The 23592-nt window shown below is 38.4% G+C and carries 21 protein-coding genes; 6 read left to right on the top strand and 15 right to left on the bottom strand.

Features of this window, described 5'->3' with window-relative positions; genetic code table 11:
• Positions 1-53 precede the first annotated feature (53 nt).
• Together EHQ24_RS08990 and EHQ24_RS08985 are read right to left on the bottom strand one after the other, a co-directional pair.
• Positions 54-818 (bottom strand): helix-turn-helix transcriptional regulator, encoded by a 765-nt coding sequence (locus tag EHQ24_RS08990; protein ID WP_135601331.1) that lies wholly within the window; start codon positions 816-818, stop codon positions 54-56.
• A gap of 65 nt (positions 819-883) precedes the next feature.
• Positions 884-1798, bottom strand: a complete 915-nt coding sequence (locus EHQ24_RS08985; RefSeq protein ID WP_135601330.1) for a hypothetical protein — start codon at positions 1796-1798, stop codon at positions 884-886.
• Positions 1799-2150: 352 nt separating this feature from the next.
• Here EHQ24_RS08985 and EHQ24_RS08980 point away from each other — a divergent pair, with 352 nt between their 5' ends.
• From EHQ24_RS08980 to EHQ24_RS08960, 5 genes are all read left to right on the top strand, one after another.
• Positions 2151-2765 (top strand): TetR/AcrR family transcriptional regulator, encoded by a 615-nt coding sequence (locus EHQ24_RS08980; protein ID WP_244310358.1) that lies wholly within the window; start codon positions 2151-2153, stop codon positions 2763-2765.
• Between the two features lie 239 nt (positions 2766-3004).
• Positions 3005-4615 carry a bifunctional 3-(3-hydroxy-phenyl)propionate/3-hydroxycinnamic acid hydroxylase gene (locus tag EHQ24_RS08975; protein WP_135601329.1) on the top strand — a complete coding sequence of 537 codons (1611 nt, stop codon included), beginning with the start codon at positions 3005-3007 and terminating at the stop codon, positions 4613-4615.
• Positions 4612-5733: a VOC family protein gene (locus EHQ24_RS08970; protein WP_135601328.1), complete on the top strand. Its 1122-nt coding sequence runs from the start codon at positions 4612-4614 to the stop codon at positions 5731-5733. Before EHQ24_RS08975 ends, EHQ24_RS08970 begins: the two co-directional genes overlap by 4 nt.
• A gap of 16 nt (positions 5734-5749) precedes the next feature.
• Positions 5750-6700: a fumarylacetoacetate hydrolase family protein gene (locus EHQ24_RS08965; RefSeq protein ID WP_135601327.1), complete on the top strand. Its 951-nt coding sequence runs from the start codon at positions 5750-5752 to the stop codon at positions 6698-6700.
• A complete protein-coding gene (locus tag EHQ24_RS08960) occupies positions 6697-7521 on the top strand; it encodes an SDR family oxidoreductase (RefSeq protein ID WP_135601326.1) in 825 nt (274 codons plus the stop codon). Before EHQ24_RS08965 ends, EHQ24_RS08960 begins: the two co-directional genes overlap by 4 nt.
• Positions 7522-7531: 10 nt before the next feature.
• On the opposite strand, the gene EHQ24_RS08955 is transcribed toward EHQ24_RS08960, so the two are convergent.
• The 13 genes from EHQ24_RS08955 to EHQ24_RS08895 form a co-directional block, all read right to left on the bottom strand.
• Entirely contained in the window at positions 7532-8173 is a 642-nt protein-coding gene (locus EHQ24_RS08955; protein WP_135601325.1) for a nuclear transport factor 2 family protein, read from the bottom strand.
• A 106-nt stretch (positions 8174-8279) separates the two neighbouring features.
• Complete coding sequence (locus EHQ24_RS08950) at positions 8280-9365, bottom strand: MBL fold metallo-hydrolase (RefSeq protein WP_167483070.1); 1086 nt, start codon at positions 9363-9365, stop codon at positions 8280-8282.
• A gap of 147 nt (positions 9366-9512) precedes the next feature.
• Positions 9513-12887 (bottom strand): chitobiase/beta-hexosaminidase C-terminal domain-containing protein, encoded by a 3375-nt coding sequence (locus EHQ24_RS08945; RefSeq protein WP_135601323.1) that lies wholly within the window; start codon positions 12885-12887, stop codon positions 9513-9515.
• A gap of 293 nt (positions 12888-13180) precedes the next feature.
• A complete protein-coding gene (locus EHQ24_RS08940; RefSeq protein WP_135601322.1) occupies positions 13181-13705 on the bottom strand; it encodes an RDD family protein in 525 nt (174 codons plus the stop codon).
• A gap of 140 nt (positions 13706-13845) precedes the next feature.
• Positions 13846-14352 carry a DUF1993 domain-containing protein gene (locus EHQ24_RS08935; protein ID WP_425270089.1) on the bottom strand — a complete coding sequence of 169 codons (507 nt, stop codon included), beginning with the start codon at positions 14350-14352 and terminating at the stop codon, positions 13846-13848.
• 59 nt (positions 14353-14411) lie between these two features.
• Positions 14412-15350, bottom strand: coding sequence for a hypothetical protein (locus tag EHQ24_RS08930; RefSeq protein WP_208725746.1), 939 nt, complete (start codon positions 15348-15350; stop codon positions 14412-14414).
• A 546-nt stretch (positions 15351-15896) separates the two neighbouring features.
• Positions 15897-16106: a helix-hairpin-helix domain-containing protein gene (locus tag EHQ24_RS08925; protein ID WP_135601319.1), complete on the bottom strand. Its 210-nt coding sequence runs from the start codon at positions 16104-16106 to the stop codon at positions 15897-15899.
• 38 nt (positions 16107-16144) lie between these two features.
• Positions 16145-17773, bottom strand: coding sequence for a TPM domain-containing protein (locus EHQ24_RS08920; protein ID WP_208725793.1), 1629 nt, complete (start codon positions 17771-17773; stop codon positions 16145-16147).
• A gap of 45 nt (positions 17774-17818) precedes the next feature.
• On the bottom strand, positions 17819-18634 hold the full coding sequence (locus tag EHQ24_RS08915) for a carboxypeptidase-like regulatory domain-containing protein (RefSeq protein ID WP_244310357.1): 816 nt from the start codon (positions 18632-18634) through the stop codon (positions 17819-17821).
• A gap of 104 nt (positions 18635-18738) precedes the next feature.
• Entirely contained in the window at positions 18739-19257 is a 519-nt protein-coding gene (locus EHQ24_RS08910; RefSeq protein ID WP_135601318.1) for an Ig-like domain-containing domain, read from the bottom strand.
• Between the two features lie 157 nt (positions 19258-19414).
• Complete coding sequence (locus tag EHQ24_RS08905) at positions 19415-20239, bottom strand: hypothetical protein (RefSeq protein WP_135601317.1); 825 nt, start codon at positions 20237-20239, stop codon at positions 19415-19417.
• A 115-nt stretch (positions 20240-20354) separates the two neighbouring features.
• The gene (locus tag EHQ24_RS08900; protein WP_135601316.1) at positions 20355-21185 is read right to left on the bottom strand and encodes an Ig-like domain-containing domain; all 831 of its coding nucleotides are present in this window, start codon (positions 21183-21185) and stop codon (positions 20355-20357) included.
• A 20-nt stretch (positions 21186-21205) separates the two neighbouring features.
• Positions 21206-22024 (bottom strand): LA_0442/LA_0875 N-terminal domain-containing protein, encoded by an 819-nt coding sequence (locus EHQ24_RS08895; protein ID WP_135601315.1) that lies wholly within the window; start codon positions 22022-22024, stop codon positions 21206-21208.
• 265 nt (positions 22025-22289) lie between these two features.
• Here EHQ24_RS08895 and eat point away from each other — a divergent pair, with 265 nt between their 5' ends.
• Entirely contained in the window at positions 22290-23591 is a 1302-nt protein-coding gene (eat, locus tag EHQ24_RS08890; RefSeq protein WP_135602413.1) for an ethanolamine permease, read from the top strand.
• The last annotated feature ends 1 nt before the right edge of the window (position 23592 follow it).

The raw sequence follows: 23592 nt of genomic DNA, 5'->3' as shown, positions 1-23592 counted from the left end.
TATAGCGGATTTTCGAAAGGAGAGATTGTAAAAAATCAGGATGGAATAATTTTTTAAGTCAAAAATTCTGTGGGTGTTTTGCCTGTGAAAGATTTGAATTCTTTTATGAAATGTGATTGGTCAAAATATCCAAAATCATAAGCAAGTCTTGTGAAAGAATTATATTTTGGAATTTCTCGAATTGCCGAATTCATTCGGATGATCGATGAAAATTGTTTGGGAGTGTTCCCGATCACGTCTCGAAATTTTTTTTCAAAGGTATCGATACTTAAATTCACAACGGAGGCAATCTCTTTGATTTTAATTGTACCTTGCGAATGACTCATTTGCGAAATCGATTCTAAAATTCTTTGATCAATGGTTTTATTTTTGATTGTTTTTAATAAAAAATTTTCGAGATGATCAATCTTTGCTAGATTGTCCTTTGTTTCCTGTAGTTTTGAGTGGAGGTCATTTAAATCAGTCTTATCCAATAGATCATATCCAGAAATTCCGATCTCATTCAGTTGATACATCGACATATTGAAAAATGAAAATGCTCCCCATGGTTGGAACTTAACGATGATGATCTCGGTTCCTTTGGAGAGTGTATTGTGTTTTACTGTTTTTCTAAGTCCCGATAAAGAGATGGAGGGTAAAGTTTTTAGATCTGATTGGATCCGATAGTGATGATTTCCTTTGAGTTTGATGGTTAAAACAAACGAATGGTGTGGAATGACAGATTTACTAAAATCCTCATCACATTGAATCAAAAGATAATTCTCTATATAAGGGCTGAGCTGTGATTGCGGTTTGTATTCAATGACAGTTGGGATCATGAGAATTGATCCCAATCAAACATAGTTTCTGCCTTTGTAAAGGACGAAACTCCATGGTTATATCGTTAATGTGTATTCGAAACTCCAAAATAGATGGAATTATGAGTATCAACCAATCGAGTATATTTACTTTCACCAAAAACATAAAGTTGATTTGTTGCGCCATAATAAGTATAATTCGTTTGATCCAAGTTAATAGACCTAACTGTTGATTGGTTTCTGCTGAATCCAACGTAGAATCTTAAATGATCATAGAATTTATAAGATAATGAAATTTCTGCCTGAAATCCTAAAATTTCAGTTATGTTATTTGGATTTGTTTTTGTCAGGTAAAAGTATGGGCCAGTTGTGTTTTCATAATACATCGCGTTACTAACTCTTTGGTTGGTGTAATTTCTCCTTCCATAGGTCACATAAGGATCAAAACCTAGATTCAATTCCAATCCATCTAAGAGTTCGATCTTACTTCTTACAGGCACTGAAATTCCATAGGAATTTATTTTGTCAGAGTAGATGTTAGATGCATATTCATAATTTTCAACTTTATAAAATCGATCGATTTTTAAAATCCCGAGCCCAAAATAGAAAACTTGATTCTCCATAGGCAAATAGAAAAAATTAAACCTGTACTCTTGTCTTTGCGCATTACCAAATCCATATGTAGTAGGAAAAAAACCATTGCTAAAATAATAAGCTTTGTAATAAGGATTGTTGATTTTTACATCCATCATATCAAAATCAAAACCAAATTTATTTCCGGTATTTCTATATTTAAAAAAGGGTAAATAAACCAAATCCTTGTTATTTCTCAAATCGGATTGGTTGTATCCAATAGGCCTTGTTGTTTCATAAGGAAAATAAGTAAAGTTTTGTGCTTTTAATCCATATTCGAAAGTTGCGGCTGGTTTTGTTTTTGATTCTTCTGCATAAAGAATCGAAGTGGAGATTAAGAATATACTGATTAATGTTTTTAGTTTCATTGAGTTTTTTAGAGAATTTTCTTTTTTAGACTATTAGCGTCTCGAATTGGTTAGTTGAAAAGGATTATTTCTAAAACCGACCGGGTTCACTCCGGGGTGCGCTCTCGCTCCCGTCTCACCCATGTTTGAGTGAGACCGTGGCCCTCCGGATCCCATGACGCGGGGGACTAAAGTTTTGTCAGATCAAATCTTCCCTTCTATTGCTAAAAGACTAGAAAGTTTGTCTTCGGTGATTCTATGCTTACCCGTATCGATTTCTTAAAACATGAGATATCTCTCAAAAATGTAGTTGTTAAGCAAACGACGTTCAAAATTGATAGAGTTTGTGGCTCTAGGAAAATCCAAAAAAACTTTGCTCCCTAAAAAAGAAAGAACTCGTGCACAGATCATGAATGCTGCATTGCGAATATTTGCAGTAAAGGATGCCGGAGAAACATCCATTGCGGAAGTAGCAGTGGAAGCCGAAGTAGCAAACGGAACCATTTATAATTATTTTAAAACTAAAGAAGAGTTATTGGATGCATCGGCTTTGATGTTAGCAGAGCAGGCTGCTGCAGAAGCAGACATCCTTATGGCTGACATTCAAAACGAAGTGGAACGTTTGGCGTTTGGTGCGGTACATTTTTTACAAAAAGCAAGAAAAGATTCCGATTGGGCCTGGGCTCTCATTCGTGTGGCGGCTGTGGCCCCTAGAATGAGCGAGATCCTTAGAGCCTATCCCCTTCGAGATTTGAAAAAAGCGGTCACATCTGGAAAATTCACAATTGATTCAGAAGAGTCCGCCTTGGCTTTGTTTGTTGGAGCCATCCACTATGGAATCCGAAATATCCTAGAAGGAAGGGCCAATTATAAAACACATGATGTGGATATGATTGTTTTGGTTTTGAGAGCTTTCGGTCTTTCCCATACAAATGCAAAAAACTCTGTCACCCGAGCCTATGATAAAGTTTGGAAATCCAATCCATAATGGAAATCCTATAACCTTTCATTCTAAAAATCCCTCAAAATGAATGCGGCTTAAATAGTTTCTTCTTACCATTTAAGTCGCCCCATATCTCCCCCCGACCTTTTTTTCATCTCGATTTCCTATTCTGTTTTCCTTTATTTTCGGTAGTTTGTCGTATTCCCAATAGTTTGTGGATTTTAATGTTATTGACTATATTTTCATAAATGAGAATACTCTCAAAAAAGGGGAATTCTGGATTTATGGAATATCTGGCAGAAAATAAAAATCTCAATACTCCCAATGTGGTCATAGTTGGTGCAGGTCCTGTCGGGGTTCTCACAGCCAATCTTTTGGGCCTCCAGGGCATTCCTGTACTTTTGATCGACGCCAATCCAGGGATCTTAGAAATACCAAGAGCCATCTCATTGGACCAAGATGCATTGAGAGTTTTGCAGGCAGCGGGATTTGGGGATCAGATTGCGGCCTCTATGCCAGCCATTTCTGGGATAGAACTGATTTCTCCCTTTGGTGGTTGTTTTGCAAAAGTCAATTCTGCAGGTTCACTGGATTGCCATCCACGTTTAGTTTCCATTTACCAACCTGAATTGGAGAGGATACTCAGGAATGGTTTAAAAAGATTTTCTCATGTTCGTTTATGGTCAGAATGTACTTATATTTCTCATATTGAATCAGAATCCAATATCATAGTGAATGTGAAATGCCAAGGTGGTGCTTGTAAAATTACCACAGGTTTTCTGTTAGGTTGTGATGGAGCACGTAGCACCGTTAGAGAAAATCAAGGTTGGTCAATGTTAGGTTCTTCCTACAAAGAAGATTGGCTGATATTGGATGTATCCAATCTTCCAGATCTACTAAACAAAGTGGAATTTATTTGTGATCCCAAACGACCGGTTGCCCATGTTCCTGGACCCAATGGTTCTCAAAGATGGGAATTCCTTCTTCACGAAGGAGAAACAAAAGAAGAAATGGAAAAACCAAACAAGGTTCGTGAGTTAATGAAACCTTGGGGTGATGTTTCCCAAATGGAAGTGGAAAGAGTCGCAGTTTACCGTTTCCAAGCAAAAACAGTGGATCAAATGGGAAAAGGAAGAGTGTTTTTGTTAGGTGATGCAGCTCATCTCACTCCTCCCTTTGCTGGCCAAGGGCTTGTGAGCGGAATTAGGGATAGTATGAATCTTTCTTGGAAGTTGGCAGCAGTGATAGGTCAAACGGCAACATCCAAAATTCTTTCTAGTTATCACACAGAACGAAGACCACATGCAAAGAAAACAATCCGTTTGGCAGTGTTACTTGGTTCCATCATTATGACTAGAAGTAAACTAAAAGCAATCTTTCGTGATTTTATATTTAAGTTTTTATATTATACGCCAATCAAACGTTTCCTTTTTGATTTGCGAATTCGACCAGAAAATTCATTCAAAAAAGGTTTATTTTTAAAAAATAATCAACTTACAAAATCAAGTATAAAACCTGGAACCATATTTCCACAAGCGCCTGTTAAGTTGCCAAATGGAGTTTTTAAATTTTCGGATGATCTTTTGGGACAATCACTTTCTATAGTAGGTTATGGAACACATCCATTGACCGTTTTGGATGCGGATTCAAAAATTCTTTGGGAAAAGATGGGAGGCAAAACATTGTTTTTCTCTAACCAACAAAGAGTCTACAAGTCTGATTCTTTGCCACCTTGTGCCGAAGATGTGACTTCTACTTTTTTATCTGTTTTTGGTGGATTGGACAGGTTCCTCATTTTACGTCCTGATCGAATTGTTGCCGCAGTATTTACCAAAGAAAATGCAAACCAAACACTCCGCGCGTTCTATAATATTTATTTAGAGAAAAATGTATGAAACAGTTCATTTCCACTTCACCTTGTCCTGTCCGTGTAAAAAATCCATTGAGTAAAGCCGCTGACATTGCCTACCTTCGGATCGGAAGAAAAAATCTTAAAATTGCCACTGAGTATTATCTTGATTTTGGTCTCAGTTTACTCGAAGAAACGGAACATAGAGTTTTGTTTCATGGATTCAATTCCCCATATCCTTGTTTTTCTATAGAAAAACACCACGAGGATGTTTTACTTGGAGTTGGTTTGTACATTACTTCTTTTGAAGAATTTGAGAAGTTAAAAGAATTGAAAGGGGCGAAGTTTTTACAGAACGGAAGGTTCGGAAATTCATCAAATTTTCCCATTGCCAATTTAACAGATCCATCTGGACTTTCCGTTGATGCTGTATTAGTTTCTAATTTCTTAGAAAACTTACCTAATACAAACAAAAATCAAAGAACTTGGAATACACCAAATCAGACAAAAAGGATCAATAAACCCTGTCCCTATGACAAAGGTGCAGCAAAGATAATGCGTTTGGGCCACGCAGTTTTTCTCAAACAAGAATTTTTTAAAAATGCACAGTGGTACTGTGATACTTTTGGAATGATTCCTTCAGACATCCAAATCCTTCCTGATTCCAAAGAACCAGTCATTGTTTTTTTACGTTGCGATTTAGGCGATAAGTTAACCGATCATCATACAATAGTGATTGCCACTGGTGCTGATGATCGTTTGGAACATTGTGCATTTGAATTGGAAGATTTGGATGAAGTGGCCAAAGGAAGAGAGTGGTTACAGGAAAATGGTTGGAAACCTGCCTGGGGCATCGGAAGGCACCTTTTAGGTAGCCAGATCTTTGATTACCATAGGGATCCAAAGGGAATGCTCGTTGAACATTACGCAGACGGAGATAAATTTGATCATACAGTTCCCGTTGGTTACCATTTTGTGAATCGTAAAAGCCTATACCAATGGGGGCAGGATATGCCAGAAAGTTTTTTAGATTCAAAATTAACCTTGGATAAAATTTTTTCTCTCGTCAAAGGGATGTTTAATGGTCGGGATATTAAACTTGAAAATCTAATCACTCTTAAAAAAACAATGAAAATCTCACCTCGAAACTGGGTTCGGTATTAACAAAAAGGAAAATGATATGGCTACAAATTATGTACGTTTTGAAAAAAATAAAAAGATAGACTGGGCTAAATCGGAAAATGGGAAATTTTTTCCACTTTCCGTTGGTGATTTGAATACAAGGGAATTTTTGGAATACGTAAAATCAAAACCTAATAATCCAAAATCTCCCACTGATTCTGTGGACGAAATCACTCTACTTTCTCCAATCACAGCACCCTGCCAAATCATTTGCCAAGGGGCAAACTACAAACAACATTTGATAGAGTCTGGACTAAATCCGGATGAAAAAAATTATAATTTATTTTTCACAAAATCAGATGCTTCCTTGTCTTCTCCCATCGGTGAAGTGATTCGACCAAACCATGTTAGGTTACTAGATTACGAAATTGAACTTGGTTTGGTATTCGGAAAACCAATCACTAAACCTTTAGAAATCAATTCCTTCAAACTTTCCGAATATGTTTCTGCTTTGTTTATGGTCAATGATATTTCGGCCAGAGATATCCAACTTCCACAAATGCAGTGGTACAAAGGAAAATCTTATCGTAGTTTTTTGCCTGCAGGTCCAGTGCTTGCGGTGTTAGATGAAGGGGATGATTCTTTATTAGAAAATTTAGAACTTACCTTACTTGTCAATGATCGAGTACGCCAACACGATACGATCGCTGGTTTGGTATACAAACCGGAAGAAACCATCCAAGAGTTATCTCAATTTTGTAACATTAACCCAGGCGATGTTTTGTTAACAGGAACTCCTTCTGGATGTGCACTCAGAGCACCAGGGAAATTGGTTCAAAAAATTGCATCCTTACTTTCTGAAAAAAAGAAATGGGACTTATTTGTAAAAGGCCAACTGAAACGAACCGAATACTTACAACCAGGTGATACCATTCGTTCTTCCATAAGAACTGCGGATCGTAGAATCGATTTAGGCGATCAAGAACTAAAGGTTGTCCAAGAAAAATGAAGTTAACGAAGGGATATAATAGTAAGTTTTGGAAGGATAAAGTAGTTTGGATCACAGGAGCTTCATCGGGAATCGGAGAGGCATTGGTTCACGAATTAAAAGACAAAGGTGTCAAACTTGTTCTTTCTGCCCGTCGTAAATCGGAATTAGAAAGGGTACGAATCCAAGCCGGTTTGTCCGATGATGATTGTTTAATTTTACCTTTGGATTTAGAAAAATTTACTACACTCAGCGAACTTCCTGGACTTGTGATTCGAAAATTTGGACGTGTTGATGTGTTAATCAATAATGGCGGTATCAGCCAACGTTCGTTAGCACATGAAACAAATCTTTCCACTTACCAATCAATTATGAATATCAATTTTTTTGGGAATATCTCACTTTCATTGGCTCTATTGCCATATTTCCAAAACAAAAATGCGGGTCATATTGTAAGTATAGCCAGTATTGCAGGAAAATTTGGAGTTCCTTTTCGCACCGGTTATTCAGCTTCTAAGTTTGCTTTGACTGGATTTTATGAAGCCCTTCGCGCAGAAAATACAAATCATAACATAAAAATTACTTTAGTGTATCCTGGATTCATTAAAACCAATATATCAGAAAACGCATATTCTGGTGATGGTTCCAAACATGGAAAGGTTGATCCTGGAATTGAAGAAGGGATCGATTCTCGGGTGTGCGCAAAAAAAATAATCTCTGCGATTGAAATGGGAAAACTCGAAACTGTGATTGTTCGCCCTAAAGAAAAATTTGCGATTTTTTTACACAAATATTTTCTTGGTTTGTTTTCCAAGTTGATTCCAAAAGCAAAAGTTGTGTAACCAGTTCACATTATGGTTGTTTTGCGTTTGTAAATTTTTCACATCCACTCCATTCCCAAGCCTTTTGTTTTAAGATTTTTTCGTTTGCACTTCCAGACGTGATTACATTTGGATCAAGAGAAAGACCACTTCTTTCTAACCCAAAAGCAAGATGGCGTAGTTCTTTTGGATATTTACCGAGGGGCATAAATATATAGGCAGCCCAAAATAGAAAAGACGGGCCTACAGGATCGAATCGATCCTTTTCATAAATACCAGTTCTTTTGTGGATACGCCAGCGACCATCTTCATCCAATTCAAATTGGTCATAAAATCGAGTGTAAGAGGTTACATCCAGTTCGATTGGCCCCGCGTAACTCCGAACCATAATCATCACATCTGCTTCACTCAAGGCACGGTTTCCACATAGGGTGATCCTTGGAGATGAAATCCAATGTTTTGTTGGAGGTGTTCCGCTATCTACCATTAGGCGAGATTTTTCTACAAAACTTTTCGCAGTCCCATCAAACCAACTGATGGAGATCTTAGCATCTTTTTGGAAAAGGTCTTCTAATTCTTCCCACCGAGCTGAGTCTCGATAGGCAAAAGAAGAAACATTGGATGCAATTTCTAATTTTGATTTGGATTCTAAAATATGTAAATCCTCCGGCATTGAAGGACTAGCAGAAAACAAAATTAATAGTAATATTGTTTTAATTCTGAAACGATTATATTTATGTTTAATAAAGTTTTTCACGATTGTTATACCATTTGCTAAATTACGGTGTGTTCAGTTCATAATGGAATCCATCATCCGCTATAATCACTTCACCTTTGTAAACGTTAGAAACTCCTTCTAAAAACATTGGAACAGTAATGAAGTTCCTGGGAAGAAAAGGTCCGAGCGTCGGAGTGATATGAGTATAAACTAATGTTTTGACATTTGCTTTCTGAGCTATCTCAGCTGCATCCAACGGGGAGGAATGATAATCCATAACACGGACTGCCGTTGTAGCTGCAATTTGCATCGAAGTATCATCTGGATATTGATCTGTGACTTCTAGAAATTTTTTTAAAATTTTTTTATTTATAGCCTCGTGAACTAGGATGTCGGCATTTTCTGAGAAATGTTCAAGATTTTCACTTTTCCTCGTATCACCACTGATAACAATTGATTTCCCTTTGTGTTGGATCAAATAACCAAACGCAGGTTCTACTGGAGAATGTGATACTGTAAAACAATATACTTTTAACCCATTCAATCCTTCGAATAACAGTAACTTTACTTTTTCTTTAGGTGTTAGTATTTCTTTTCCGATTGCTTTTGCATATGAAATTGAAGAGGTTCCATCTCCATTTTTATGGCGATATGATGCATCAAAGGACATAAATTGATTAAAACCATCTACAACTTTAATCGTTCCTTCTGGACCTAAAACAGGGAGATTGTGTTTCCTTCCTAACCTCCAACTACTATTGACCATCATCGGGACATCTGCAATATGATCGGAATGAAAATGTGTAAGGAAAATTGCATTCATCTGATCCATAGGCAGATGTTGTCTTTCGGCAGCAATGGAGGTTCCTGAACCTGCATCGAAGATCAAAAAATTTCCATCGGTTATGATTGCAGTTGAAGTTTGCATCCTTTTTTCATCAGCTCGGGGTGAACCTGTTCCAATTGTGATGAGATGGATTTTTCCATCGGAAAGCCATTTTCTTTCGCTGTGTTCAGCAGTATTTTTGATGATTTGTTTTTTGACCAAATGATCTGCGATATAAGTATTATGAAAGGAACAGGAGCTAGTAAATAAATAGAGAAATCCGATTACAAGTTTAGGTGCATATTTTGGGAGAAATAACACAAAATTCAATTTCGGGCTTTTAGACAAAAAAAATAAAAATCGGAGATTCTTCATAATTGATAAAACTCTCAATTATGAAGAAAATGTCAACTATGTTAAAAGGAAGGTGAAACCATAATTGTTTCTGATACTTTATGCCGGTAGGTTTTACCAGATAAAGAGACTAGAATTACTGCTATTAATATTGTAAGTCACTACCAGTAATTTTCCGTTGAATGGGTTGACGACAATACTAGGATCCATACCGGATTGTGCACCTTGTCCTGCAGAAAGATCGGTATGGGAACAAGCGGTTCCATCTAAGTTGCAACGAAATAAACTGGCATTAGAGTTGTTAAAATTACTTCGGGACACTACTAGTATCTTTCCGTTCACCTTATCAACTACTGACTTAAGGGTAATTCCAGAAAGTGCGCCTTGCCCAGCAGAGATATCCGTATGAGAACAAGCGGTTCCATCTAAACTACATCTATATAAACTTGGTTTTGAATTGTTGGAATCATTCTGAGCCACTACTAATAACTTTCCATTGATTGTATCGATGGCAGCATTAGGATATACTCCAGAATCAGTCCCTTGTCCTGCAGAGATATCGGTATGGGAACAAGTGGTTCCATCCAAGTTGCAACGATATAAACTTAACTTTCCTGTGTTAGATAAATTCCATGTCGCTACCAGTAACTTTCCATTGATAGGGTCAATGATGGCACTCGGCCTAGCACCAGAATCGGTCCCTTGTCCTGCGGAAATATCAGTATGGGAACAACCGGTACCATCCAAGTTACAACGGTATAAACTTAGTTTCCCATTGTTGGTATTATTCCATGTTGTAACCAATAGCTTTTTATTGATCACATCAATAACTCCATTAGGCCTTAGTCCAGAATTATTTCCTTGCCCCGCAGATATATCCGTATGAGAACAACTTGTCCCATCCAAATTACAGCGAAACAAACTTAGTTTGCCTGTGTTGGCACTACTTTCTGCTGTCACTAGCAATTTCCCATGAATCGGGTCAATCAAGGCATTGGGAGCACCAGTTATCCCTTGCCCTGTAGATATATCGGTATGTGTACAACTGGATCCATCTAAGTTGCAACGGAATAAACTTGGCCTCGACGAGTTTGCACTATTTCTTGTAATTACTAATAGCCTTTGCCCGACATTGTCGACTACGGCACTAGGTGAATTGCCTGAAAATACTGGTTGCCCTGCAGAAATATCTACATGAGTTCCTGTAGCACTCGTCCCTGGTGGAGTTGCTGTTGTCAATGCACCCGCTTCTAACAATGAAACAGTACTAGATCCTCCTGCACTGCTTGCCACCACTCTAAAGTAATACAAAGTCCCACTTGAGAGTCCCGTGATCGTTGCATAAGGATCATTCACTGGCCCAAAGCTAGCGGAAGCGGTTGTGACCCCAGGACTCGTACTATAGTACACAGTGTACGATGTTGCTCCAGTCACAGGCCACCATTGGACAACGGCACTGGTTCCCCCAGCTTGTGCTTCCACAAAAGTAGGAGCATCCGGTGGGCCCACATGGAAACTAGCGTTCCCGGCACTGCTTAGGTTTCCTGCCAAGTCACGAGCCAAGTATTTGACTTGGTTGCTACCATTGGATAAAGCCACTGGAGAAGAATACACAGTTCCATTCGTAACAGAACCGCTGCCGTCAAACGTAGGTTCTGTGCTGTTTAGAGTATAAATGATTTTATCACAACCAGATCCACCAGTGTCGGAACAACTGAGTTGGAGTTGAGTTCCTGAAGCAAAAGGCCCTGAACCAGAGGAAGGAGATGCCATCGTGACAATAGGAGCCGTAGAATCTTTACTAGTTGTGCGAGTTGTAGATCCAAAACTACCAATTAAGTTGGCCACACAAATGCGGATGGCATTATCTCCTTCTACAAAATGAGAGTTGGCAATTGTAGAAGTGATGTCTGTCGTTGCAGCTGCATTTCCCGTTACATTCGCATTACTTCCTGTATTGGTCAGAGCCGTTCCAGTAGAACAACTACTTCCTCCCAAGCGAATTTGATAAGTCCCCGCTTTGGAACTTTGCCAGCTTAACGATACATTCGAAGATCCATTGATGGCTGCAGTATGGGAATTCACAGTGATGGTTGCGACTTGAGTGTCCACGGTATAGTTTTGTGAATTGACATTGGAAACATTTCCCGCTTTGTCCCGAGCCACAAACTTTGTATAGGTGATGGCACCATCAGTCATGGCAATGGCAGCGGTGTATAAAGTTCCACTGGAGACGGTCCCCGTTGTTCCTTGAATGGCCGGATTTGTCGGACTCGAACCAGCTTGGATCGCATAAGCAATCTGATCACATCCAGCCCCACCTGTGTCGGAACAAGAAAGAGAAACAGAAGTGGCTACCCCATAACTTCCAGCACCTGGATCCGCAGTCACAGTGGGCGCTGTATCATCTCGTTGCAAACTAACAGATACAAATCCTGTGAGTCCATTGGAAGCGGTTACGCAGATGCGGTAGGTCTTTGTGCCTTCACCAGTAAAATTTGTGTGAGAGCGAACAAATCCTTGGTCTACGTTGGCAGTAGCAGATCCTGTTGTCGCAATAGTTCCCGTATCACAAGAGCTTCCTTCTCTTACAGTAAAAGATCCAGATCTGTCCGACCTCCAAGTGGCTGTGGAACTGGATATGGCTCCTGCAGAAGCACTAATAGCAGCCGAAGATTGGTTGACAATCGTAAGAGCTGGGATTTTGGTATCGATCGTATAAACGATGCTAATGGGTGCAGAAAGATTTCCTGCAAGGTCACGACAGATGGCTTGTAGGGTATGACTTCCTTCTGTGGATAAAGAAACTGCTTGGGAAGACTTTGTAATGATGGTTCCTTGTTTTGGTGAAAAACTAGGAGTCGATGCATCCAAAGTATAAACAATCGATCCTGGTGCTTTGTTATCGGAACAAGTGAGAGTTGTGGTTTGTGTTGTAGAAAAAGTGCCGGTTAACAAAGAACTGGTGATGGTTGGAGGAGTGGTGTCGCTGAGGATCGTCACAATCGCAGTATCGTTGGGTGTTCCATCCCCATCGGTATCAAAACCTAATGGGTTTCCATTTGCATCCACAATGATGACTACAGGATTTCCCGTTCCCCCAGGGCCTGTGGTGAGAAATCCGGGTGGATTGGGACTAATATAATAATCAGCGATTCCGTCCCCATTCGTATCAACAGCATCAGGAATCCCATCGCCATTGGTATCGATTAAGATTAGGTTTGGTGTGGTTCCACCCGTAAGATTGATTCCTTCGGAAACACCATCTCCATCAGAATCGACCAAAGTTCCATCTGGTTTTCCATCACCTGACAGATCAACTGCGGTTCCTGGAGTTAGGTTTTGTGCAGAGGAAGAAGGGGAACCGCCGATCAGACCAAACAATAAAGCAAATATATTAGAGTCTGTTTGGGAGTTTGTACCAGGAATGGGCAAACAGTAACTTGTGATGATTGAAAAGAAAAGAACTATATAAATATTGTTTCGCATAAAGAAATTCACTTTGCCTAAATTTTAAAATTAAGATTTGAAAGTGAAACTCTTCATTGTGCTTTTCTGGGCAACAAAATTAGCTTAAATTAAAAGAAATCTCAAAAATTACCGTTAAAAACGTTCTGAAATCAGTGAAAAAACGTTTTTAACGTTTTGAGAGGTAGATGGGATCGAGATACAGTATTATGAAGATCTTTTTTGGAACCCAAAAAGTATTTTTGTTAATCAAAATTCGTTCCATGTTTATGAAAACAACTCTGTCGTTTCAACAAAATGAACTAAACATTCAATTAAATATAGTCTTTTATTAGTCGGTAGTATGAATTCAATAATATGAAAAAACAAAAGGCAATCAATACCATTCTACCTATCGATATGGGTTTGAAAACTAGTTTGAGTTTTAAAACTTTATCCCAATGTGTAGTTCCATTTCTGTATAAATAAAATATGTTAAATAGAACAAATAAAGTTGAAATTTTGGGAATCATAAAGCCTAGTCCAAAGCAACAAACGTAAAATGAACGGTTGAAAATTGTTGTGATGGGAATCTGTTGGTTTTCATTTTCCTTCGATAATAAGTGGATGTTAAAAAGTTTTTTCCCTAAACTTCCATTGGCAAAAAATTGGAAGGAGGTATCATATATCAGGAATAGAATAAAAGTCAATATATATGGGAAAATTTGGTTTAATATTTCTCCCTTAATAGGAACTGAAATAAAATCTATCAAATGAACCGATAATATATCTGCGGCTTTAATATCAAAAAATTTCGCGAGAATACGAGCTGTATAGTGAGTCTTATTTTTTTGCTTCAATTTACTGAGATACCTTGTGTAATGTTATATTCAGAGAATATAATTAACAAATCTGAAAATAGAAACGCCAATATTTAAATTTCATTCAAAAGGGCTCTTCGAGTCAGAGCCCTTAGAAATCTTTAAAAAACAGATTCCATTTATTTCTTAAATGGCATTTCACCTAAATAATCTTTTTTCCCAACTTCAACACCATTATGCCTTAGAATCGCATAGGCAGTTGTTATGTGGAAATAAAAATTAGGAATTGCGTGGTTTGTAAGATATTCAAATCCAGTTAAATATTTTCCTTCCCATCTTGGCTGTGAAACTTTGATTTCACTCGCTGACTTAAAATCCTCTTCTTTAAAAGTATCTAAGTATTGGATCACAGAACCAATTCGATTTTTTAGTTCTGCTAAATTCGTTTCGGAATCATCGTGAACTGGTGCGTCTTTTCCTGAAATCCGGGCGACACAAAGTTTGGCTGTATCACATGCAATTTGGATTTGTTTGGTTAACTGGAATTGGTCGGGGAAAAGTCGTGAATTAAGTAAATTCTCAAAGGGAAACTTTTTTGTTTCTGAATAGGCTTCTGCTTTTTCTAAAATTTTGACTAAATTCCCAAGTCCTTTTTTAAACGATTGGACAGAGATTTGATAAACGATGGATTCATTCATAGTTCTATTCAATTTGTAGGACAGTGTAGAATCAATCTATAAAATTGCTAAATAGCAATTCCGCCAGACAGAACCAGTTCTAAAAATCCAAAATTTTGAGAAGCACGATTGGATCCACCACTGGTAAGAACATCTGTTAGGTCAATGTATCCACCCTTACCACCTAATTCTATAAAGTATGTTCGAGAAAACTCATAACGAGTCGCAACATATCCGGAAACACCGTAACCTGAAAGATGGAAGTTATTGTTTTGGCCTTTCCCTAACACGCGTACGTCGCTACGACAAACTACCGGTCCAGCCCCAATTGTAGAAACTAAACTAATACCGCTGAGTCCATCGGAAGAAGTATAAAGAGGTGTGATCCAACCAAAGTCTAAAAATAAATAATTGAGTCCATCAGTATGTTCATACTTTAGGATATCAGGTGTTAAAGCAATGGTTTGTTCTCCACCATGATAACCCGCCATTTCCTGTACATGTCCAGGAAAGAGATAAATAAAAGCGGCCGCCTCCGGTGACAATGCCAATTGATTTTTAGCAATCACACCTGGATCAATGTAACCAGAATACTTCACAGGTTGGCCTGGTGTGACCACATACTTCATATGGTCTTGGCCAAAAGCCAAAAAGAACCTGTCGGTGAAGAAATAACTAATCTTTAAATTGTATTGTGGGATTTCAAATTTGGAAGGGTTTAAATAAACCTCTGGCTTAAAAGATTCCGGTTTATCTTTTGCGTTCACGTCTTTGAGAGTGTAGTTATAACCCGGACCGCGAAAATTAATATCACTTTGCGTATAAGAACTTCTGTTGTAACCCCATTGGAGATTCCATCTGCCCTTTTTATCGTGAATGGAAAGCGAAGCCTCATTTTCATTGGCAAAAATGTTCGAACTGCATAGGAGAAAAATGACAAAAATAAATAGATTATGCTTAGTAAAAACAAACGACTGTTTGCTTGTGAGGTCAGACGGATTGTACATAGCGCCATTTTCTAAATTGGTATCAAAATCGAATAGGCGAATGTATGTTTGGTTCCAAAAAAGAAGGGATTTTTTCAGTAGGGATAAATACTATATTTAATTTTGTTCGAATTGGATCGCGGCCTCGATGACAGCGGAGATTCCATTTCCCTGGAAATTTTTATTTTCTTTGCATCCTTGGATTTAAGGATTTTTGGGCGCCTCGAATTGGTTAGGTGACCTTACTATGATTCTAAACCGACCGGGCTTCCTCCGGGGTGCGCTAACGCTCCCGTCTCACCCTAGTCGGGTGAGACCAAGCCCTTCGGATCCTGTGGCGCGGGGATTGGTTACCAGATAAAGAGGGAGGGTTTGGTAGAGTTGGCTCCGTTTGTGGTTATAACCAAAAGTTTTCCGTTGAAAGGATTTATTATCGTAGAGGGATAGAAACTTGAATTAACACCTAGTCCTGCGGAGAGATATGCACTGTACAACTAAAACCGTTGAAAACGTTCTAGAAAGTGGTTTCCACCGTTTCTAACGGTTTTGAAAATAAAGGTGAGTGAACTACGATTCATCTTTCAATTGGATCCCTAGTTTTTTTAGTTCGGCTTCAAGTTTGGGGAGGGAACTGGGACCAAACCCGTGTAATCGAAGTAGGTCTTTTTTCGTAAATCGAGATAGATCTTCGAGTTTTGAAATCCCAAGTTCATTGATCAAAGCTCTCTGGGCAGGTGCTCCGAGAAAACTTAAAAAATTAGAATCATTTGTTTTCATATTCGATTCTTCCAATTCATCACTTGGGTAAAGGGCATCTAGTAACTTCCGCCGCTTCCACCCCCACCCGAGGAACCACCTCCAAAACTTCCTCCCCCGCCGCCACCGCCACCAGAGGAGCCGCCTGAACTGCTCTTTTGTTTTTTGGGAATGGTTTCGTATTCGGTGGCACTATGTTTGCAGTGAGCACAATTTCGTCTGACTTCTACCTTACCCGAACTGCTGTAAGTTGCTTCCGACAAAATACGACTGGATTTACAAACAAAGGTTTCGAACTTACATTCGGGGCAGGTCTTAATCTTACGAAAGGAAGTGCCTTTGTAAATGTATTCGGGATCGATATTTGGGAATTTGAGAATGGAGTTGGCCTCACATCCAGGACATACCCAAACATCGTAATCTATGGAATTCACAAGCTCTTCAGAAATTTGTCCTTTCGACAAATGGATGTTATCCTCTTCTTCCGAAAGTTTCACCATAGCGGTTCCACATTTTTTACAGTTTCTGGGTGTGTTGCGAATGGCTTGTAATCGTTCCATCAACTTACGCATTCGTAAGTCTCCCCAAAAAATAAAGAAGACTATGATACTACCTATGATCAGAAAAATCGATACTGGAAATAATGCTTCATCTAACACCAAAGACAATAGGGTGATGGCAATGATGACAGGACTGATCACAATTCCATAAAACAGAATAAAATCTGTTTTGTGGACAATATGGTATTTGGCAGTTGGAGAAGGTGTGAGCCAAACCACAATCCTTTGGAATAAATTTAAAAATACAAATAAACCAAGGTAACCTAGGATTAAGAATTGTTTATTTCGAAACGATTCTTCCTTTTCTATTTTTTCTTGTTCGGCGAATTTTTCGTTTAACAATCTTGATTCTTCATCGTTTAAAAAATAATTTCCAGTGGTATTGTATCTATCAACGGTTTCTTCTAAGATTTTCTTTTCATCATCTGTGAGTTGCGAGTAGGATTTTCCTTGGTAGTCATATTCATCCGTTCGTTTAGACTGATTGGATGTGTCATTGTTTGAAGGATCTTCACTTGTATCTGTTGCAACATTTGTATCCGAGGGATTGGACAATAAATCTTCCACCGCAATTTCGGGATGATTCAGTTTGCCAATGAGTGCGGCAACCGTATCGGCATGACCCTTTTGAAAGTCGTCTGCTTTGAATGCGGGAATGGTGTAGGTATCAATAATTCGTTTAATGGTGACATCGGGAAGGTCTCCTTCTAGACCATATCCAGTTTCGATTTCTACACGCCTTTGGTCGATGATGTGTAAAACAAGGATTCCATTGTCCTTGCCTTTTTTCCCAATTTTCCAATACTTAAATAATGCTACGGCAAAGTCTTTTGGCACATAACTTCCAATCGTCGGCAATGTGACAACCGCAATTTCCAAACCACTTAAAGCTTCTTCTGCGCTAATCATATTGTCGATGACTGATGTGTCTGTCAAAACACCGGCACTGTCTTCTACCCAACTATTTCTGAGTTCCTTAGGATTGGGAACTTTGGAAACAAGTGAGTCTATGGATTCTTCATGGGAAGGAGAGCAGAAAAAGAGAACAAATACCGAAAGAGATATGGTTAAAAAACTTTTGAGTGTTTTCGGGAAATAAATTTTGTATTGGTTCGGTGGAGCATTCACAACCACCAAAAACTATAAAAGATCCGTTTCGTTGTCAAGTATGAGTTAATATCCGCATTCGGAAAGACAAGAGATCAACAAAGTTCTTGGGGTGAGGGGGATTCCTGATTGGGATCGAATTCCTGGGCCCAAGGTTATACTATAGGTAACTCCATTGGTGAAGTTGGCAGCACTTATGAAAATGGACTCTGACATAATTTCCACATTATTTAAAGAAATTGCTGGAATCACTGTAATATTTTCAGCAAGCCACGTTGCTGCTTGAACTTGTCCTAGTCCCTGAGGGAAGTCAGAAAAATAAAAATTAAAACTTTCTGGTGTATACTCGAGAATTTGATTGTTGTATGGGATAGAATATGTCAGTTCAAAAAAACTAGGTTGGTTTCCTGGCTCATAAGCAAAAAAACTTGAGACTTCCAAGGGATTAGAATTGCCTTTGATTTCCGAAACTCTGATGTCCTGAGGTGAAGAAACAAAAAGTGTAAAAGTAAAATAAGTGGAACCTAATAGAGTAACCTCAAATGTTGTGGAACCGGTGGACAAGTGAATAAAAAATCTCCCACCAGAATCTGTCGTCACCGTTGAATCTAATCCTTCCAGTTCATTCGATCGATGGATCACTTTTAATTCTGCATTCGAAACTACCGCACCTGTTTCATTTCTAATTTGGCCAGCAATAGATAATGCAAAGGGTGCAGGAGTCAGTCCGCCCAGAAGAGGGAGTCCTAGGAGAATGGATGAGTCTTCTTTGGGATCGGGAGCTAGAATTTTTTGAACGAAAGGGTTGTAGTAACAGTTTGCTTGGATTAAAAGTAGAACTATAAGTAGAGAGTATTTGAGTTTACGTATTATCAAATTCATTTTCGTAAATATGGCGTCAAATAAGTGACCGCAGTATAATTTTATGCGAATATATGAATTATCTGATATATTACTTTATGTTGTCAATAGAAAAAATGAATACTTTATGTGGGGGTGCATCCATTGCAGGTAAATGTAACCTTTGTTCCTGGAGCCAACGGTTTACCTGATTTTACTTTAATTCCAGATCCAAAAGTAATGATATATGTGAATCCTGGGCCTATGGCACTAGATAAGGAAAGATCAAATTTATTATCAGATATAGTTACCGTTGGATTGAAGTTTAAAAGAGGTTGAGCTTGTAGAATATTCGTAGCGATCCAGGTGCTCGCATTTGGAATATCGAGATCCAATGTTTCTGAAAAGGTAAAAGATATTGTTGATTGGGAAGTGATAAGGTCTTCGCCGTCAGCTGGACTAGAGCTCACAAGAGAAAAATAAGGGGATGGTAATGCAGGAGGGGTGGCAAGAGCAGCGATGAATCCAGCACTTGCTACGTCTGGCTCTTCCGCTACAGTAGGATTCACAACCATTTGCACCGCTGGATTGAAATAACAATTCCCAAGCAACATCCATAAACTCAAAAATACTGAAACAGATAGTAAATTAAATCGCGAGCTCATATCGTTTCTCCAGAAAAAAGAGGGATTGTTTTACAAAGAAAATTCTCTCGGGTTAGAATCCTAAGGGGTTAATTCTATCGAAAGTAGTGATGTTTGGCAAGAAATTTATTGACTATGTGAAATAATCCAGTGCCTGAAAAAAAGATTCTAATATGGCTTAAGGGGCGTAATTATATGTAAAACGAATCGTCCTTGGTGTTAAAGATTTCCCTGTTGCGGATAGGATTCCGGACTTTAGAGTAATCTCATATACAGCTGGTCCAGGTAAAGACATTGGAGCAACCGACAATGTATTTCCTGTGACTATCATAAAATTGTCGAATGAAGCAGCTGGTGAGATCGAAATATTTTGAGAAATCCAATCAGCCGCTAATGGCCCTGTTGTTAAGGCAGGAATTGTCGGTTCTGTAAAAGCAAAGAAAAACGCTGGAATCCAATTTGATACCTCTGCATTGTGCAGCGGAATTTCATTACTTTCTCCATCTAGAATATATGCATTGACCAACTCAAAAAAGGTAGAGGTCTCGCTGCCACTAATGGTTCTTAAATTGGATATTTCCAATCCTGCTGGAGCACCAACTGTCTCTGCGGTGATTCCGTTTGGATTCAAAACGTTTAATATAAGAGTAAAAAAGGGAGAGCCATTCTGTGAAACGTCAAAGCTAATCCTGCCGGATTGGTAAGGAAGATAAAACCTTCCTCCTGCATCAGTCATATAAGGTGATGTAGATTTTATGTTGTTTGCAGTAGCAGAAGGTGTTAAACCAAGGCCTAACATGACAACCCCATTGGGGTTACGGATTTGGCCTGTGATCATTAGGTTCGATGTTCCTTGTGCGAGGCCTAGCAGACCAAGGAATGAATTATTATTTTCTTCTTCCAGCGGGTTTAAAATCCCATTCACAACCGGATTGAAATAACAGTTAGAAAAAAAAGGAAGAAAGAAAATTATAAAATAGATTTTGTGGATTTGTATTCTCATAAATTTCCATCCTATTCTTTTTGTAAAAATTTTGCTACTGAAGCAAACACCGACTCAATGCTCAAGTTTTCTTATAGAATGGGTCAATTCCATTCGAGCAGGGGTTCTTCAATAGCTATAAGAATAGATCCCCAGTCATAAATTGGATTGTCGTCGGTCTATTCGATTTACCAGTTAGTGATTTGATACCAGAATTTAATGTAATGGTATAAAATTGATTTGGTGAAAGAGAGAAGCTAGGAAGGATATACACGTTTTCTTTTGAAAAGTCAATAGTCAATTCATCAAGTGATGGATTGATAATGAAACTTGCGGAGGAACTGGCTTCATAATCGACTTCTTCAGAGAAGGTAAATAGAAATCTTCCATCAGGAACGAAGTCATAGTAGTTACTACTATTAATCACTGCTCCATCAAAAGGCATGGACGATAGCAACTCCAAATAAACAGGAGGCTCTGACCCAAGGACATAAACATCTAAATTTTGGACTGAATAGCTAGAATTGTTAATAAAGCCAACAGTCGCTCCTATTGGTGTGACCATTAATTGGATGGTTACTAAGGTACCTCCATCCGAAAACTGTAAGGTTGCCGATCCCGTTGGGATATCTAGATAGAATCTTCCAGCCGTATTTGTTGTAGAAGAGATAGTATTCTTCGAAGAAAATAAAGGGGTTCCTAAGCTGACGTCGACGCCAACAAGAGAAACACCCAGCTTTTTGATTTGGCCAGTGATGCTAACGGTAGATGCTGAACCCCCAAGTCCACCAGCTAATCCAAGCAATGCGGATGAGTCAGACTCTTCTACCTTTGGATTTAAGATTCCATTCACAACCGGATTGAAATAACAATTTTGAAACATTAAAAAAGGAACAAGTAAGATACAAATTCCCTTTGTTAGCTGATGAAAAGGAAAGAAAGGTAGTTGTAAAAATCTAAGATTCATATTCAGTTCCGTTCTAATTTTTACTTCTTCTTCTTCAAAGATTCTAAATCTTTTTCGAGTTGTTCTAATTCGTATTTTTCTTCTGCTTCTTTCAGTTCTTGTTCGGTTCTGATTTGTTCTACGGCTTCATCTTTGATGCGTTTGATTTCGGAATCAGAAACCATGCGGAAACCATTTCCTTCACAAACATCAACAACAATTGTCTTACGAGTGACTGTAATGAGAAATCCACCCAGTAAGGTGATTGCCATGTCTGTCCAAGTTGATGTTTGTTTGATACGAACCGGACGGCTGTCTTTGGGAAGTAATTCATCCCAATTTGGTTCACTAAAACGTAAGGCACCAAACAACCAAAAGTATTCTGTATACTCTTGGAAGGCCTGACATCTTGCCGAGTCGGGAGCGAGAGTGATCATGTTACCATCAGCAACAGACCCAAGAACAAAAGAATCACGAAGGCTATGGGTTACTACTTCTCCCCCTTCTTGTTTGGCTTTCTTTTCTGCGTCTTGTCTGGATAATTCTTCTCTACGTTTGCGGATTTCTTCTTGTTTGGCGGCGATGGCTTTTTCTTTTTCCGACTTTCGTTTTTCTTCTTCTTCTTTACGAATGATTTCTTCTTCTGATTCCGCAATGTCTTTATAGATAATCTTTAGGACAGTTTTTTTGGAAATGACCATGTGTTTTCCATTTTGTGTGTCTACTTCGACACTATCCACGTTTTGATTTGTGACGATCCCCTTGATGGATTTGCCTTGTTTGAGAAGGATGGTTTGTACTGCACTTAAAGGATAAATGAAAAATAAAAGTATAATTAAGGTTAAATTGATGTTTCGCATTTTTTAGGTCCGTTTTCTAGTATTTTCCCTATATTATTAGGATTTAGAATCATTTGCAATTCCGAAATTTTTCATTTAACAGAAATACTTCGAGAAATCGGTCTCAATTTTGCAAGAAGTTGGATGAATCTCGCCAAACAATCTCATTCGAATTTGAAAAAAGTTGCTGATAATAGATGTAGTATGATTCGTATATTAAGTTTTTTGATTCAATGTAAGTGTGTGATTCAATATGTACACAATTGTTTCAGCAAAAAGAGGTGGTATGAAAGAAGATCCAAAGATGCATAAAGTTCTACATTCTGTCCATTTATGGGGCATCGCTGTTGGGCTTGTGATTTCTGGTGATTATTTTGGTTGGAACTTTGGATGGTCAAAAGCTAGTTTTTGGGAATTTAGTTTTGCTGTAGCATTGATTGCTACTTTCTATGTTCTTTTTGCACTTTGTTTTACTGAACTTGCTGCTAGCATCCCACAATCCGGTGGACCATCTGCTTATGCAAAAAGGGCTCTCGGAGATTTGTTTGGACTCGTCACTGGGTATTTGGTTCTTGTAGAATTTTTACTCGCCCCACCTGCCATTGCTTCTGCCCTCGGTGGATACATTCATTTTCTATTTCCCGTCATTCCAGAGTTTGGTGCTGGGATTGTTATGTTTTGTTTGTTGTTGTTAATCAACTTAACGGGGATCAAACAAACTGCACGTTTTGAATTATTCGTTACACTTGTGGCCGTGTTTGGGCTTTTACTATACTTAACATTTTTGGTTCCTCATATTTCTTTCCAACGTATTCCTAATTTTCCAGAAGTTCATTCCATTTCTTGGGGTTCCGTTTTTCTTTCCATTCCATTTGCCATTTGGTTTTTTCTGGCAGTGGAAGGAGTGGCTTTGGCTTCCGAAGAAGTTCGTAATCCAGCAAAGGACATTCCTATTGGATACACTGCTGGTATTTTAACTTTACTCTGTTTGGCGGGACTTATTTTTGTTTTTACTGCTTCTGTTGTAGATATCAAAGAAATTTCTGAATTGGATTATCCACTGTCTTATGTATTGCAAAAGTTATACGGCAAAGATCAAATTTGGCCTTTTGTATTTACCTTTATTGGTTTATTTGGACTTGTGGCCTCACTTTTTGGGATCATCCTTGGAAATTCTCGGTTGGTTTATGCTATGGCAAAGGAAGGGTATTTGCCAAATTACCTTTCAAAGTTAAGCAAAGGTTCTTCGGTACCAGGGAATGCTGTCCTTTCTGGAGGAACCTTGGGAATTTTTTGTATGTGTTTTTTGGATACTGCTGAACTTATCACCATTTCTGCATTAGGTGCTTGTGGTATGTATCTCTTAAGTTTAGTTTCCTATTTTGTTCTCCGTAAAAAAGAGCCAAATATGGAAAGGCCATATAAAGCACCATTGTATCCATTCCTACCTGGAATTGCCATGGTTCTGGGACTAGTCGCACTTGGTTCTGTTTGTATTTCTGAGCCGTATTTAGCTCTTGGAGTTTTAGGTATTGGAATTTTACTTGGAATGGGTTATTATTTTCAAGCCAAACGTAAACTAAGCTGAA

The organism is Leptospira noumeaensis (assembly GCF_004770765.1).
Lineage (GTDB): Bacteria > Spirochaetota > Leptospiria > Leptospirales > Leptospiraceae > Leptospira_A > Leptospira_A noumeaensis.
The sequence above is the reverse complement of the archived record's forward strand: the minus strand, read 5'-3'. Positions and strand labels throughout refer to the sequence as shown.

Excerpts from the sequence above, each read along its gene's own strand:
- EHQ24_RS08990 (WP_135601331.1), bottom strand. The coding sequence starts at position 818 with ATGATCCCAACTGTCATTGAATACAAACCGCAATCACAGCTCAGCCCT.
- EHQ24_RS08985 (WP_135601330.1), bottom strand. The coding sequence starts at position 1,798 with ATGAAACTAAAAACATTAATCAGTATATTCTTAATCTCCACTTCGATT.
- EHQ24_RS08975 (WP_135601329.1), top strand. The coding sequence starts at position 3,005 with ATGGAATATCTGGCAGAAAATAAAAATCTCAATACTCCCAATGTGGTC.
- EHQ24_RS08970 (WP_135601328.1), top strand. The coding sequence starts at position 4,612 with ATGAAACAGTTCATTTCCACTTCACCTTGTCCTGTCCGTGTAAAAAAT.
- EHQ24_RS08965 (WP_135601327.1), top strand. The coding sequence starts at position 5,750 with ATGGCTACAAATTATGTACGTTTTGAAAAAAATAAAAAGATAGACTGG.
- EHQ24_RS08960 (WP_135601326.1), top strand. The coding sequence starts at position 6,697 with ATGAAGTTAACGAAGGGATATAATAGTAAGTTTTGGAAGGATAAAGTA.
- EHQ24_RS08955 (WP_135601325.1), bottom strand. The coding sequence starts at position 8,173 with ATGCCGGAGGATTTACATATTTTAGAATCCAAATCAAAATTAGAAATT.
- EHQ24_RS08945 (WP_135601323.1), bottom strand. The coding sequence starts at position 12,887 with ATGCGAAACAATATTTATATAGTTCTTTTCTTTTCAATCATCACAAGT.
- EHQ24_RS08930 (WP_208725746.1), bottom strand. The coding sequence starts at position 15,350 with ATGTACAATCCGTCTGACCTCACAAGCAAACAGTCGTTTGTTTTTACT.
- EHQ24_RS08925 (WP_135601319.1), bottom strand. The coding sequence starts at position 16,106 with ATGAAAACAAATGATTCTAATTTTTTAAGTTTTCTCGGAGCACCTGCC.
- EHQ24_RS08915 (WP_244310357.1), bottom strand. The coding sequence starts at position 18,634 with ATGAATTTGATAATACGTAAACTCAAATACTCTCTACTTATAGTTCTA.
- EHQ24_RS08910 (WP_135601318.1), bottom strand. The coding sequence starts at position 19,257 with ATGAGCTCGCGATTTAATTTACTATCTGTTTCAGTATTTTTGAGTTTA.
- EHQ24_RS08905 (WP_135601317.1), bottom strand. The coding sequence starts at position 20,239 with ATGAGAATACAAATCCACAAAATCTATTTTATAATTTTCTTTCTTCCT.
- EHQ24_RS08900 (WP_135601316.1), bottom strand. The coding sequence starts at position 21,185 with ATGAATCTTAGATTTTTACAACTACCTTTCTTTCCTTTTCATCAGCTA.
- EHQ24_RS08895 (WP_135601315.1), bottom strand. The coding sequence starts at position 22,024 with ATGCGAAACATCAATTTAACCTTAATTATACTTTTATTTTTCATTTAT.
- eat (WP_135602413.1), top strand. The coding sequence starts at position 22,290 with ATGAAAGAAGATCCAAAGATGCATAAAGTTCTACATTCTGTCCATTTA.